This window comes from Aureimonas sp. Leaf427 (genome assembly GCF_001425485.1).
Lineage (GTDB): Bacteria > Pseudomonadota > Alphaproteobacteria > Rhizobiales > Rhizobiaceae > Plantimonas.
This window is the reverse complement of sequence record NZ_LMQW01000048.1, coordinates 237,468-250,037: the sequence shown is the minus strand read 5'-3', so window position 1 is coordinate 250,037 and position 12,570 is coordinate 237,468. Positions and strand designations below refer to the sequence as shown.

General features: G+C 66.7%; 12 protein-coding genes. 6 read left to right on the top strand and 6 right to left on the bottom strand.

What is annotated here, in order from left to right; all coding sequences use genetic code 11:
- Nucleotides 1–90: 90 nt before the first annotated feature.
- Both ptsP and ASG62_RS20720 read right to left on the bottom strand, forming a co-directional pair.
- Entirely contained in the window at nucleotides 91–2,358 is a 2,268-nt protein-coding gene (gene ptsP / locus ASG62_RS20725) for a phosphoenolpyruvate--protein phosphotransferase (protein WP_056696785.1), read from the bottom strand.
- A gap of 152 nt (nucleotides 2,359–2,510) precedes the next feature.
- Complete coding sequence (locus ASG62_RS20720) at nucleotides 2,511–3,764, bottom strand: aspartate kinase (RefSeq protein WP_056696329.1); 1,254 nt, start codon at nucleotides 3,762–3,764, stop codon at nucleotides 2,511–2,513.
- Between ASG62_RS20720 and ASG62_RS27950 the strand changes: the two genes are divergently transcribed.
- The 5 genes from ASG62_RS27950 to ASG62_RS20695 all read left to right on the top strand — a co-directional run bounded on the left by ASG62_RS27950 (nucleotide 3,663) and on the right by ASG62_RS20695 (nucleotide 6,567).
- A complete protein-coding gene (locus ASG62_RS27950; RefSeq protein ID WP_320409392.1) occupies nucleotides 3,663–4,247 on the top strand; it encodes a BrnT family toxin in 585 nt (194 codons plus the stop codon). The two genes, ASG62_RS20720 and ASG62_RS27950, sit on opposite strands and share 102 nt — an antisense overlap.
- Entirely contained in the window at nucleotides 4,234–4,530 is a 297-nt protein-coding gene (locus ASG62_RS20710) for a CopG family antitoxin (protein ID WP_056696332.1), read from the top strand. The genes ASG62_RS27950 and ASG62_RS20710 overlap by 14 nt, the downstream gene beginning before the upstream one ends.
- Nucleotides 4,531–4,560: 30 nt before the next feature.
- Nucleotides 4,561–5,304 (top strand): bifunctional 2-polyprenyl-6-hydroxyphenol methylase/3-demethylubiquinol 3-O-methyltransferase UbiG, encoded by a 744-nt coding sequence (gene ubiG, locus ASG62_RS20705; protein ID WP_056696333.1) that lies wholly within the window; start codon nucleotides 4,561–4,563, stop codon nucleotides 5,302–5,304.
- Nucleotides 5,305–5,477: 173 nt separating this feature from the next.
- A complete protein-coding gene (locus tag ASG62_RS20700; RefSeq protein ID WP_156382279.1) occupies nucleotides 5,478–5,969 on the top strand; it encodes a hypothetical protein in 492 nt (163 codons plus the stop codon).
- A 115-nt stretch (nucleotides 5,970–6,084) separates the two neighbouring features.
- Nucleotides 6,085–6,567, top strand: coding sequence for a Dps family protein (locus ASG62_RS20695; RefSeq protein WP_056696337.1), 483 nt, complete (start codon nucleotides 6,085–6,087; stop codon nucleotides 6,565–6,567).
- Between the two features lie 219 nt (nucleotides 6,568–6,786).
- Here ASG62_RS20695 and ASG62_RS20690 read toward each other — a convergent pair whose 3' ends face one another.
- The 4 genes from ASG62_RS20690 to ASG62_RS26750 form a co-directional block, all read right to left on the bottom strand.
- Nucleotides 6,787–7,818: a DUF1775 domain-containing protein gene (locus tag ASG62_RS20690; RefSeq protein ID WP_056696339.1), complete on the bottom strand. Its 1,032-nt coding sequence runs from the start codon at nucleotides 7,816–7,818 to the stop codon at nucleotides 6,787–6,789.
- A 67-nt stretch (nucleotides 7,819–7,885) separates the two neighbouring features.
- Nucleotides 7,886–8,290, bottom strand: coding sequence for a hypothetical protein (locus ASG62_RS20685; protein ID WP_056696341.1), 405 nt, complete (start codon nucleotides 8,288–8,290; stop codon nucleotides 7,886–7,888).
- 144 nt (nucleotides 8,291–8,434) lie between these two features.
- Nucleotides 8,435–11,140, bottom strand: a complete 2,706-nt coding sequence (secA, locus tag ASG62_RS20680; RefSeq protein WP_056696344.1) for a preprotein translocase subunit SecA — start codon at nucleotides 11,138–11,140, stop codon at nucleotides 8,435–8,437.
- Nucleotides 11,141–11,152: 12 nt separating this feature from the next.
- Nucleotides 11,153–11,341: a hypothetical protein gene (locus ASG62_RS26750; protein WP_156382278.1), complete on the bottom strand. Its 189-nt coding sequence runs from the start codon at nucleotides 11,339–11,341 to the stop codon at nucleotides 11,153–11,155.
- Nucleotides 11,342–11,540: 199 nt separating this feature from the next.
- On the opposite strand from ASG62_RS26750, the gene ASG62_RS20675 reads away from it, so the two are divergent.
- Complete coding sequence (locus ASG62_RS20675; protein WP_056696346.1) at nucleotides 11,541–12,446, top strand: peptidylprolyl isomerase; 906 nt, start codon at nucleotides 11,541–11,543, stop codon at nucleotides 12,444–12,446.
- Nucleotides 12,447–12,570 lie beyond the last annotated feature (124 nt).

The following is a 12,570-nucleotide window of genomic DNA, read 5'->3' as shown; positions in this document are numbered from 1 at the left end:
TAGAGATGGGGAGGCAGAGGCGCTTGCGCGACGGAACCACCGGCAACGCCCGTCGTCCGGACGCCGCACGGCGCGGGAGCCCGATCCTCGCTAAAGGGGAATGGAATGCGACTCGGCGAACTCGGTCAGAAGCTCGCGCATGGTCCGCGTGCGCTGCCGGTCCTCGATCAGCTCCATCATCGCGCGATGCAGCTTTTCGGCTTCGGTGGCCAGAAGCATGGCCTTGACCGGCCCGAGCGCCGAGGGCGTCATCGAGATCGACCGGAAGCCGAGCCCGATCAGCGCCATGGCGGACAGCGGCTTGCTCGCCATCTCGCCGCACAACGTCACCGGCACGGAATTGCGGTTGCCGGCGTCGAGGATGGACTTCAGCGCCAGAAGGAAGGGCGGCGAGAGATCGTCGAAGCGGTTCGCCATCCGCGCATTGCCGCGATCGACCGCCGAGAAGAACTGGAAGAGATCGTTCGAGCCGATGGAGACGAAATCGACGAGGCTCATCAGCTCGTCCAGCTGGAAAAGCAGCGAGGGCACCTCGATCATGGCGCCGAGCTTCAGCCGGCGCGGCATGACATGGCCGAACTTCGTCAGGTGCTTGAACTCGCGGCTGACGAGATCGCGCGCCTGCCGCATCTCGGCAAGCTCGGTGATCATCGGGAACATCACGCGCAGCTCGCGGCCCGCCGCCGCCTTCAAAAGCGCGCGCAGCTGCGTGCGCATGAGACCGGGCCGGTCGAGCGCCAGACGAATGGCGCGATAGCCGAGCGCCGGGTTCTCCTCCGGCGACTGGTGGATGTAGGGCAGGATCTTGTCGCCGCCGATGTCGAGCGTGCGGAAGGTCACGGACTTGTCGCCGGCCGCATCCAGCACCGAGGCATAGAGCCGCTCCTGCTCGCTCCCCTTCGGCATGGAGGAGGCGATCATGAACTGCAGCTCGGTGCGGAACAGGCCGATGCCGGCCGCGCCGGACTCGCCGAGCTGCGGCAGGTCGACGAGAAGGCCCGCATTCATCATGAGATCGACGGGCACGCCGTCGCGCGTCTCGGCCGGCACGTCGCGCAGCGCGCGGTAGCGCTCCTGCCGGCGGGCGCGGAACTGGACCTTTTCGACGAAGACCTTCTCGACATCGGAGGGCGGGCGCAGATGGACGCTGCCGTCGTCGCCGTCGACGATGATGGCGTCGCCCGCCTCGGACATGGAGACGACGCCCTTGGCCTGCCCGACGACGGGCAGCCCGAGCGCGCGCGCCACGATGACGACATGGCTCGTCGCCGTGCCCTCTTCCAGGATCAGGCCCCTGATCTGCTCGCGGCGATAGTCGAGAAGCTCGGCGGCGCCCATGGAGCGCGCGACGATGATCGCATCGCGCGGATCGTTCTCGTCCATTCCGATCTCGGGCCGGCCCATGAGCTGGCGCAGCAGGCGGTTGGCGAGATCGTCGAAATCGTGCATCCGCTCGCGGATGTAGGGATCGGTCGTGTGCATCATGCGCGCGCGCATGTCGCTCTGCACCTTCTCGACCGCCGCCTCCGCCGTCAGCCCGTTGCGGATCGCCTCTTCCAGGCGCCGCACCCAGCCGCGGTCATGCGCGAACATGCGGTAGGCCTCGAGCACGGCCCGGTGCTCGCCCTCGGCCGCGATGTCGCGGCGCGACAGCATGTCCTCGATGGAAATGCGCAGGAAGCCCAGCGCCTTCTCCAGGCGCGTGATCTCCGAATCGGCATCCTCGTTGAAGAGGTTGGTCACGACGACGCGCGGCTCGTGGAGGATGACGTGGCCGAGGCCGATGCCTTCGGCCAGACCGATGCCGGCGAACGAGACGGGGCGCGACAGGTCGAGCACGACGCCGGGCTTGGACAGGCCTTCCAGGCTGCCGGCGGCGATCATTTCCGCCACCACCATGGCGACGGTCTCGAGAGCCTCGACCTCCTCCTCGCGATAGACCCGCTTGGCGCGGTTCTGCACGTCGAGCACGCCGAGCGTGCGGCCGGCGCGCAGGATGGGCACGCCGAGGAAGGCGTTGAACGGCTCTTCGCCCGTCTCCGGCAGATAGGTGAAGGCGGGATGCTTCTGCGCTTCGGCAAGGTTCAGCGAGCGCGCGGTCGCCGCGATCGTGCCGACGAGGCCTTCGCCGAGCCGCAGCTGCGCCAGATGGACGGAGCCGGGATTCAGGCCTTCGGTCGCGTAGAGCTCCAGCACCGCGTCGGCGCGCAGGACGTAGATCGAGCAGACCTCGGCGACCATGTTCTGGGCGATCGAGCGCACGATCTGATCGAGCCGGGCCTGGGGCTGCAGCGGCTCCGCCATCAGCTCGCGGATTCGCCGCATCAGGACGCGGGGGCCGGAAGAATCGCTCCTGATCAAAGCCGTCGTCCCGTTGCCGCCCCCATGCGCAAGGCGTCCCCCTCAAGGCGGAGCCGATGCCCCGCCCGCCTCAGACTGTCAGATCGCCCGCCGCAGACCCCTTGCCAAGCACGGGGACCTCTTTCGGGTCCCTCAGCTCGGCTGACGGATCAAGCTTTGTCCAGACCGTACACCGAATGCAAGCTGCGCACGGCAAGTTCCGAGAACTCGCCGTCGATCAGGATGGAGATCTTGATTTCCGAGGTCGTGATGGCGCGGATGTTGATGCCGCGCTTGGCGAGCGCCTTGAAGGCAGTGGCCGCGACGCCGGTGTGCGAGCGCATGCCGACGCCGATGACGGAAACCTTGGTGAGGCCGGGCTCGGACTGCACCACGTCGTAGCGCATCTCGGACTTGGCCTTTTCTAGGATCGCCGTCGCCTTGGCGAGGTCGCCAGCCGGGACCGTGAAGGTCATGTCGGTGCGCGTGCCGTCCTCGGAGATGTTCTGGACGATCATGTCGACGTTGACGCCGGCATCGGCCAGCGGCCCGAAGATCGCCGCGGCGACGCCGGGCTGGTCCTCGACGCGCCGAAGCGAGATCTGCGCCTCGTCCTTGGCATAGGCGATGCCGGTCACGACCTGCTGTTCCACGATGTCATCCTCGTCGCAAATGAGCGTTCCGGGCGGATTCAGGAAATCGCCCATGCCGGGCGCATCGGGGTCCTCGAAAGAGGAGCGCACGAAGAGCCGTACCTTGTGGACCATGGCGAGCTCGACCGAGCGCACCTGGAGAACCTTGGCGCCGAGCGAGGCCATTTCCAGCATTTCCTCGAAGGAAATGCGCGACATGCGCCGGGCCTTGGGCTCGATGCGCGGGTCGGTCGTATAGACGCCGTCGACGTCGGTGTAGATGTCGCAGCGATCGGCCTTGATGGCGGCCGCGATCGCGACGGCCGACGTGTCCGACCCGCCACGCCCGAGCGTCGCGATGCGGTTGTCGGGCGCGATGCCCTGGAACCCGGCGATCACGGCGACCTGGCCCTCGGCGAAGCGGCGCACCAGTTCTGAGCCGTCGATTTCCTGGATGCGCGCCGCGCCATGGGCGCCGTCGGTCTTGATCGGGATCTGCCAGCCCATCCAGGAGCGCGCGTTGACGCCCATGGCCTGGAGCGTGATCGCCAGAAGGCCGGCCGTCACCTGCTCGCCGGATGCCACGACGGCATCGTATTCGCGCGCGTCGTGCATGGGCGAGGCCTGACGGCACCATTCCACGAGTTCGTTGGTCTTGCCGGACATGGCGGAGACGACGACCGCGACCTGATGGCCGGCATCGACCTCGCGTTTCACATGCCGCGCGACGTTGCGGATGCGATCGATGTCAGCGACCGAAGTGCCGCCGAATTTGAGAACGAGACGCGCCATGGTGGGAATACGAAGCCTGGAAAGGCGGCTTGTCGGACCGCAAAAACTCATCGAATTTCAGGCTGTGAAGATCTCGCCCGTTCGACGGCCTCCCAGCGGGGTCGGGTTAGCCGAAATGATCGGGTTTCGCAAGAATGCGAAGAGCCGGCCTCCAGCTTGCGGCGCCCACCTCGATTTCGTATATACAAACGTCTAGCCGTAGAGGTCGTCGTGGAGCTCCGGGGGTTCCAATGGGATGATGGAAATTGGCCCAAATGCGCAAAGCACGGACTGACGAGGGAAGAGATCGAAGAGGTCTTCCGCAACGGTCCCCGGATGCGGCCCGACCCGACGGCGAGCTCGGAGGAGCGTTTCAACGCGGTGGGGACGACACATGAGGGCCGTCACGTCTTCGTCGTCTTCACCCTTCGCGGAGACCTGATCCGTCCGATCTCGGCCAGGTTCATGCATCGCAAGGAGATTGCACGCTATGAGCAGCGATAAGCCTCTCAAGGCCTTTCCGACCTTCGGGTCCGACGAGGAGGCCGAGCGCTTCGTCGATACGGCCGATCTGTCCGAATACGACTTCTCCGATTTTCGGCCGGCCTCGTTCGAATTCGCCCGGAAGGACACGCAGATCAACATGCGCGTGCCCGAAGCGCTTCTGGAGGCCGTGAAATCTAGGGCCAAGGAAAGAGGCCTGCCCTTCACCCGCTACATCCGGCTTCTCATGGAGGAGGACATAGCGCCCCGTCAGCTTGACTTCCCCCGCCGGGAACAGACCTAAAGCGACAGGACGGATGCGACGGAGAATTCCATGAGCGAAGCGCGGGCGACGACGATCGACGAGGGCGAAGTCGAGCGCTTCTCCAGGCTTGCGGCCGAGTGGTGGAATCCGGTCGGCAAGTTCAAGCCGCTGCACAAGTTCAATCCCGTGCGGCTCGCCTATATCCGCGAGCAGGTGGCGATGAACTTCGGTGCCGACGCGACGGGGCTGAAGCCTTTCGAGGGCCTGTCCTTTCTCGATATCGGCTGCGGCGGCGGGCTGATCTCGGAGCCGCTGGCGCGGCTCGGGGCCGATGTCGTGGGCGCCGACGCCTCCGCGACGAACATCGAAGTGGCGCGGCTCCACGCCTTGGAGAGCGGCCTTGCCATCGACTACCGCGCGACGACGGCCGAGGACATCGCGGCTGATGGCGAGACCTTCGACGTCGTGCTCGCGCTGGAAGTGGTGGAACACGTCTCGGACGTTCCGCTCTTCCTCTCCTCCTCAGCGCGCATGGTGAAGCCCGGCGGGCTGCTCTTCGTCGCGACGATCAACCGGACGCTGAAGGCGCTCGGCTTGGCCATCGTCGGCGCTGAATACGTGCTGGGCTGGCTGCCGAAGGGCACGCATCAATATGCCAAGCTCGTGCGTCCCGACGAGATCCGCGATCCCGTCGAATCGCAGGGGCTTTCCTTTATCGACGAGACCGGCATCGTCTATCATCCGCTGGCCGATGCCTGGCGCCGCTCGAAGGACATGGACGTCAACTACATGATGCTCGCCCGCCGCACCTGACGCTGGTCTTAACCCCATCACGCGTCGGCGCGGAGCGCGACATGAAATCGTCGCACGGAGGCGTTTGAACGCGCCTTCGTTTCTGCTACTGCAATCCTGCCGAATGCAGTCAACTTTCGGGACGGGCGTGCTGCGGACCCTTTCGCGCCGTCCGGCCTGTGACAGGATACGACATGGCAGCTCTTTTCGCGTCCGTATTGTCGACCGACGAGCCCCGCGTGCTCGCCTTTCCCCATTGTCCGACCTTCCACCGCATCGGCAGCGCGCCGGGCCTCACCGAGGCGGAGCGCGGCGATCTCGACCGGCTGCGCTGGATCTTCCTCAAAAGCCGTCTCGCCCCCAAGCCCGATCTCGATAAGGCGTGCTTCCTTCTTGCCGGCGGCGAAGGCGCCTCGGTCGAGCGCTACGGCTTCGCCTTCTTCGGCGGGCTCGGCGTGCACGGGCTGCGCGAGATGAGCTTCTACCGTCCGGGCGCGAAGGGCGCGAGCGAGGACGAGATCTGGCTGATGCGGCTCGTTTCCGCCTGGCGCAAGGGCGAGGAGAAGGCCGCCGGCGCGCTCGTCGCATGGCGCGTCTCGGCACCCGGGCGCCGCTGGATGCGCTTCCTGTCGAGGGGTATGGTCGAGCTTCTCGACGCAACGCCGACGGATCGCCCCGCTCTTTAATCTCGCTCTTTAGAATGATTCAAAACTAGCTTGCGCTCGACGTCTGCTTCGCATAGATTGGAACCATTCCAAAGAGAGAGGCGGCTGTGGTCCGCCGCAGCCCAGGAGACCGACGATGGCATTGGTAGCAGCGAAGATCGACCCGACCGCCAAGGAAGAGATCGTCAACGGCCTGACGCAGGCCGTCGCCGAGACCTCGATCGAGACGATGAAGGCGCAGAACTTCCATTGGAACGTGACGGGCATGTCCTTCGGGCCGCTGCACGAGCTGTTCCAGAAGATCTACGAGGATCACTTCGAGGGGCAGGACCTTCTCGCCGAGCGCATCAAGCAGTTCGACGTCCATGCCGAGGGCCGCTACTCGGTCTTCCTCGATCGCTCCAAGGTCGAGGAGCATGACGGCCGCACGGACGCCAAGACGATGATCGAGGTCCTCTTGAAGGATCAGGAGACGATCTCCGCGACGCTCTCGGCCCTCGCCCAGGTCGCCGACGAGCACGGCGACTACGCCACCAACGATCTGGCGACCGCCCGCATCGAAGCGCACGACAAGTTCGCCTGGATGCTGCGCGCCCACCTGAAGTCCACCGCCGCCTAAGCGCAGCGAGTCCCTTCGAAACAAAAGGCCCCGCCGGTCGATCCGGCGGGGCCTTTTTCTTTGGTCGCTGTCGAAGCGATCATACCGGTGGGCCCGACCTTCGACATGTCGAAAGCCAGGTCAGGACGGCGGCATCAGCCGCCGCCGCGCCGGTCGGCGCGCGATACCAGCGGTCCTTGGCCAGGACCGCAGGTACGAGACCTAGCCGACATCGACCGATCAGGGCTTCATGCCGGGCATCGCGTGGCCGGAATGGTCCGCTCCCTTCGCGCCGACAGCGGCAACCGGCAGCGTCAGCTCCACCGCGCCCGCCCGTTCGAAGATCAGCGTCAGCTTGACCGTGTCGCCTTGCTTGAAAGGCGTCGCGACATCCGTGAACATGAGATGCGTCGAGCCCGGCTTCAGCTCCACCGTGCCGCCCGCGGGAATATCGAGCGGGCCGTCGAACGGGCGCATGGTCATCACGTCCCCCTTCATCTCCATCTCGTGGATATCGACCGAGCCGGCCGCCTCGGAGGCCGCGGAAAGAAGGCGGTCGGGGGATGTGCCGGTGTTGGCGATCGTCAGATAGGCGCCGCCGACCTTCTGGTTCGGCAGCATCGCCCGGGCAAAGCCCGCCGAGACCTCGATCGGGCCGGCCACGGCCGAGCCGAGTTCCCCATGCCCATCCGTGCCGGCCTCGGTCTTGGCAACGCCCCCCGTCGTGCCCGTGTCGTGGCCGGAATGCTCGTGCTCGACCGCTTCGGACGAGACGGTCACGATCGGGGCGGGATGCTCCAGCGAATGGGCGTCGACGCCGGCGGGCGCGACCTCGTCCCAGGCGACGCTCGCCCCGCCTTCGCAGATCTGCGTCACAGGGAAAGCGACGCGGCGCTCGGCGGGAAAATCGGCGAAGGTGCCGCGCACGACGAACTCGTCGTACCAAGCATCTTCCAGCCGGCCGCCGAGCCAGCGGATCTCGACCGGACCGTTCGAGACGGACTCGCCATGCAGTTCGTAGGCGGCGGCATAGGGCGCCTCGATGATGGCGAGCGTCCAGCCGGGTTTCGGCATGGGCTTGGCGCCGACGAAGCCCTCGGGCAGGCGCACATGCACCTCCACCGTGGCCGCGCCATCGCAGCCATGCGGCACGGCGAGAACGGCCTTGAAGGCCTTGCCGGAGACGGCGCGGCTCTCGGCCATGGATGTGTGGGCGCAGGCCAGCGCCGGGAGAAGAGCCAAGCCGAGGCCGAGCGCGATTGCGGATTTCATGGGAACGTCCTGATCAACGAAGGAGCCGCTGCGGCGCGCGGCCGGCGGCGGAAGGGCGGCGATGCGATCAGGCAGCGTCGGGCGGCCCCTGTCCGGCGCGCGCGAAGAGCGCGAGCGGCCGTCGTTCGGGCTCTGCGAAGGAGCCCTCCCCTCCGGCGGCGAGGACGAGCGGCCGAGGCGCGACGAGAAGCGCGGCGCCCTCGGGCGGCGGTCCGCCGAGCGGGGTCGAGCAACAGCCGGCGGCCAGGCAGGGACATTGCCGGCCGTGATCCTCCTGTCCCCCATGCGCCGCACCGGCGCCGGAGGCCGCCGAGCAGAGATGGCGGTCGGGTGTCGCACCCAGCGCCGCACCGGCGTCGAGGCCGGCGACGAAGAGCTGGAGGATGAGCAGAAGGACGGCGAGCAGCGCGGCCGCGGGCAGATCGCCGCGCAGCGTCGTCATCGCGAACCGGTCGGGTCGGGCCGTGCTCATGGCCCCGTCCCTAGAGCCTGTCAGAAGGCTTGGATAGGGGCCGCGCAGAAGGGCGGACAGCTTTTCGGTTCGGCGGGCAAGAAAGGCGCCGCCAAAGGACGGTGGCACCGAACCCTCGACAGGGTCCGGGGCCACCGTTTTGCATCAGGCCTCGACGACGTAGGCGCCGTGGCAATGCTTGAACTTCTTGCCGGAGCCGCAGGGGCAAGGCTCGTTGCGGCCGACCTCGCCCCAGCTCGACGGATCGTTCGGGTCGAAGCCCTGCGCCATCTCGTCCTCGCCGGTCGAGGCGTCGATATGGTGCGCCGCCATCTGCGGCAGAAGGCCGAGTTCCTCGGCTGCCATCTGCGGCTGCTGCTCGTCCTGGCGCTGGATCTCGACGCGCATCAGCTGGCCGGTCGTGCGCTGGCGCAGCTGCGCGAGCATGGACTGGAAGAGCTCGAAGCCCTCCGACTTGTACTCGTTCAGCGGATCGCGCTGCGCATAGCCGCGGAAGCCGACCACGGAGCGCAGGTGATCGAGGTTGACGAGGTGCTCGCGCCAGAGCGCGTCGATCGTCTGGAGGACGACGGAACGCTCGATATAGGTCGTGATCTCCTCGCCGAAGCGCTCGCGCTTGGCGGCGTAGTAGTCGTCGGCGGCGGTGCGGATGCGCTCGCGCAGATCGCTGTCGTCGATGCCCTCCTCGTTGGCCCATTCCGCGATCGGCAGATCGAGGTTCAGGAACTCCAGAACCTCCGCCTTCAGCTCGGCCGTGTTCCACTGTTCGGGATAGGCCTTCTCGGGGATGTGCCGGGCGACGAGGCCTTCGACCACCTCGTGGCGCATGTCGGTCACGGTCTCGGTCAGCCCGTCCGCGTCCATCAGTTCGAGCCGCTGCTCGAAGATGACGCGGCGCTGGTCGTTCATGACGTCGTCGTATTTCAGGAGATTCTTGCGGATGTCGAAGTTGCGCGCCTCGACCTTCTTCTGCGCCTTCTCCAGGGCCTTGTTGATCCAGGGATGGACGATCGCCTCGTCCTCCTTGAGGCCGAGCCGGGTCAGCATCGTGTCCATGCGCTCGGATCCGAAGATGCGCATCAGGTCGTCCTGCAGCGACAGGTAGAACTTCGAGCGGCCGGGATCGCCCTGGCGGCCGGAGCGGCCGCGCAGCTGGTTATCGATGCGGCGCGACTCGTGGCGCTCGGTGGCGAGCACGTAGAGACCGCCGGCTTCGAGCGCGATCTGCTTCAGGCGCTTGATGTCCTCGCGGATCGCGACCTCCGCCGCCGTCCGCTCGGGACCTTCCGGCATGTCCTTCAGCTCGTGCTCGATGCGCATCTCGACATTGCCGCCGAGCTGGATGTCGGTGCCGCGGCCGGCCATGTTGGTCGCGATCGTCACGGCGCCGGGAACGCCGGCCTGGGAGACGATGAAGGCCTCCTGCTCGTGATGCCGGGCGTTGAGGACCTGGAAGCCCTTCAACCCGTCCTTGGCCAGCCGCTCGGCCAGCATTTCGGACTTCTCGATCGAGGTCGTGCCGACGAGGATCGGCTGCTTGCGCGCCGCCGCGTCCTGGATCTCCTTGGCGATCGCGCGGTACTTCTCCTCGGCCGTGCGATAGACCTCGTCGTCCTCGTCGATGCGCTGGACCGGAAGGTTCGTCGGGATCTCCAGCACGTCGAGGCCGTAGATGTCGCCGAACTCGGCGGCTTCCGTCGAGGCCGTGCCCGTCATGCCGGCGAGCTTGCCGTACATGCGGAAGTAGTTCTGGAAGGTGATCGAGGCGAGCGTCTGGTTCTCGGGCTGGACGGTGACGTGTTCCTTGGCTTCCAGCGCCTGATGCAGGCCTTCCGAGAAGCGGCGGCCCGGCATCATGCGGCCGGTGAACTCGTCGATGATCACCACCTCGTCGTTGCGGACGATGTAGTCCTTGTCGCGCTGGAAGAGCTTGTGGGCCTTCAGCGCGTTGTTGACGTGGTGGACGATCGCGACATTCTCGATGTCGTAGAGCGAGGCGCCGACGAGATGGCCGGCCGATTCCAGGAGGCGCTCCAGCTTCTCGGTGCCGTCCTCGGTGAAGGAGACCTGCTTCTGCTTCTCGTCGACCTCGAAGTCCTCGGCCGAGAGCTGCGGGATGAAGGCGTCGATCGTCTTGTAGAGGTCGGACCGGTCGTCGAGCGGGCCGGAGATGATCAGCGGCGTGCGCGCCTCGTCGATGAGGATCGAATCGACTTCGTCGACGATCGCGAAGTGATGGCCGCGCTGGACCATCTGGTCCCGGTCATACTTCATGTTGTCGCGCAGGTAGTCGAAGCCCAGCTCGTTGTTCGTGGCGTAGGTGATGTCGCAGGCATAGGCCGCCCGGCGCTCGGCATCCGACAGCCCGTGCGTGATGATGCCGGTGGAAAGGCCGAGGAAACGGTAGACGCGGCCCATCCACTCGGCGTCGCGCGAGGCGAGGTAGTCGTTGACGGTCACGACATGGGCGCCCTTGCCGGGCAGCGCGTTCAGATAGACCGGCAGCGTCGCCATGAGGGTCTTGCCCTCGCCGGTGCGCATCTCGGCGATGGAGCGCTTGTTCAGGACCATGCCGCCGATCAGCTGCACGTCGAAATGCCGCATGCCCAGCGCGCGGCGCGCGGCCTCTCGGACCGTCGCGAAGGCGGGAACGAGCAGATCGTCCACCGACTTGCCGTTGGCGATCTCCTCGCGGAAGCGCACCGTGCGCGCGGCGAGATCGGCGTCCGACAGCCGCTCCAGTTCGGGCTCCAGATCGTTGATCTGTCGAACGAAGGGATCGAAGCGCCGCACGATGCGATCGTTCGAAGAGCCGAGCAGCATGCGGGCAAGGCCGCCGAAACTGACCATGAACAGGCCTTTCTAGAGAATGTCCGGCGCGGTGGCGGCCATCGATGGCCCGCCCGTCCGCTCCGCCGCCGTGCGCGCCGCCGGCCCCGCGGCCTCGCTTCCGCCAACCGTCCACGGCGGCGAAAGGGCCTTGCCGGAGGCGGCTGGAAGCGGATCGACCATGGGAATTTCGGCGCGCCGGCTCGATGTTTCTTGCGTCATTCGCGAGGTTCGGCCGCTGGACTTGAACGACGACGGAGAGATAAGAGGGGGTGCAAGCGATGTCAACGCCGCGGGAACGCGGCCCAGCGGCCCTTAAAAGACCGCAAAGCCGGGACTTTCAAGCCTCTGCTTTTCGTCCTTCAGACCGCCGGCCGGACCCGCCGCGATCGCAGCCCCGTTTTTTCCCGAGGAACCATCGATGACCTCCCTCAAGCGCACGCTTCTTGCCGCCGCGTCCCTCCTCCTGACGGCCGGCGCCGCGCCTTCGGCCTTCGCGGCGGATGGCGACGTCATCGCCAAGGTCGGCACGCAGTCGATCACCGAGGGCGAGCTGAAGACGGCCGAGACCGATCTCGGCGAGCAGTTCGGCAAGATGCCGCCCGAGCAGCGCAAGCTCGCCGTCCTCTCCGCGCTCATCGACATCAAGTCGCTCGCGCAGGAAGCCGAGAAGGCCAAGATCGGCGACGATCCGGCCGTGAAGTCGCGCATCGCCTTCCTGCGCGAGCGCGCGCTCCACAATGCCTATTTCCAGAAGAGCGGCGTCGAGGCGATCACCGATGCCGAGCTGAAGGCGCGCTACGATGCCGAGCTCGCCAAGCTGAAGCCGGTCGAGGAAGTCCATGCGCGCCACATCCTCGTCAAGACCAAGGACGAGGCGCTGGCCGTGATCAAGGAGCTCGACGGCGGCGCCGACTTCATGACGCTCGCCGCCTCCAAGTCCTCCGGCCCCTCCGGTCCCGAAGGCGGCGACCTCGGCTTCTTCGGACCCGGCCAGATGGTGCCGCCCTTTGAGAAGGCGGCCTATGCGCTGCCCGTCGGCACCTACACCAAGGAGCCGGTCGAGACGCAGTTCGGCTGGCACGTCATCCAGGTCACCGAGAAGCGCCCGCAGCCCCAGCCGGCCTTCGACCAGGTGAAGGAGCAGGTGCGCCAGGTCGTCATGCGCGAGAAGTACATGCAGATCGTCCAGAAGGCGCGCGACGAGCTGAAGGTCGAGTATGTCGACCCCGCCATGAAGGGCCAGGTCGAGGCCATGGAGAAGGCCATGTCCGAAGGCGCCCCCGCCCCCGAAGGCGCCGCCCCGGCTCCGACCCCGGCGCAGTAAGACAGTTCCACGACATCGGGGCAGGCGTCTGGCATTTCGAGGCGAAACCGGAGATACCGGTTTCGCTTCGGACCGGACGGCGCAAGGGCCGCCCGGTCCGGGCGCCGTCATCAGCCCAGAGGTC

Coding starts and splice junctions, on each gene's coding strand:
- ASG62_RS27950 (WP_320409392.1), top strand. CDS start 3,663: ATGGCCGGCATCGACCTCGCGTTTCACATGCCGCGCGACGTTGCGGAT.
- ASG62_RS20720 (WP_056696329.1), bottom strand. CDS start 3,764: ATGGCGCGTCTCGTTCTCAAATTCGGCGGCACTTCGGTCGCTGACATC.
- ASG62_RS20710 (WP_056696332.1), top strand. CDS start 4,234: ATGAGCAGCGATAAGCCTCTCAAGGCCTTTCCGACCTTCGGGTCCGAC.
- ubiG (WP_056696333.1), top strand. CDS start 4,561: ATGAGCGAAGCGCGGGCGACGACGATCGACGAGGGCGAAGTCGAGCGC.
- ASG62_RS20700 (WP_156382279.1), top strand. CDS start 5,478: ATGGCAGCTCTTTTCGCGTCCGTATTGTCGACCGACGAGCCCCGCGTG.
- ASG62_RS20695 (WP_056696337.1), top strand. CDS start 6,085: ATGGCATTGGTAGCAGCGAAGATCGACCCGACCGCCAAGGAAGAGATC.
- ASG62_RS20690 (WP_056696339.1), bottom strand. CDS start 7,818: ATGAAATCCGCAATCGCGCTCGGCCTCGGCTTGGCTCTTCTCCCGGCG.
- ASG62_RS20685 (WP_056696341.1), bottom strand. CDS start 8,290: ATGAGCACGGCCCGACCCGACCGGTTCGCGATGACGACGCTGCGCGGC.
- secA (WP_056696344.1), bottom strand. CDS start 11,140: ATGGTCAGTTTCGGCGGCCTTGCCCGCATGCTGCTCGGCTCTTCGAAC.
- ASG62_RS26750 (WP_156382278.1), bottom strand. CDS start 11,341: ATGACGCAAGAAACATCGAGCCGGCGCGCCGAAATTCCCATGGTCGAT.
- ASG62_RS20675 (WP_056696346.1), top strand. CDS start 11,541: ATGACCTCCCTCAAGCGCACGCTTCTTGCCGCCGCGTCCCTCCTCCTG.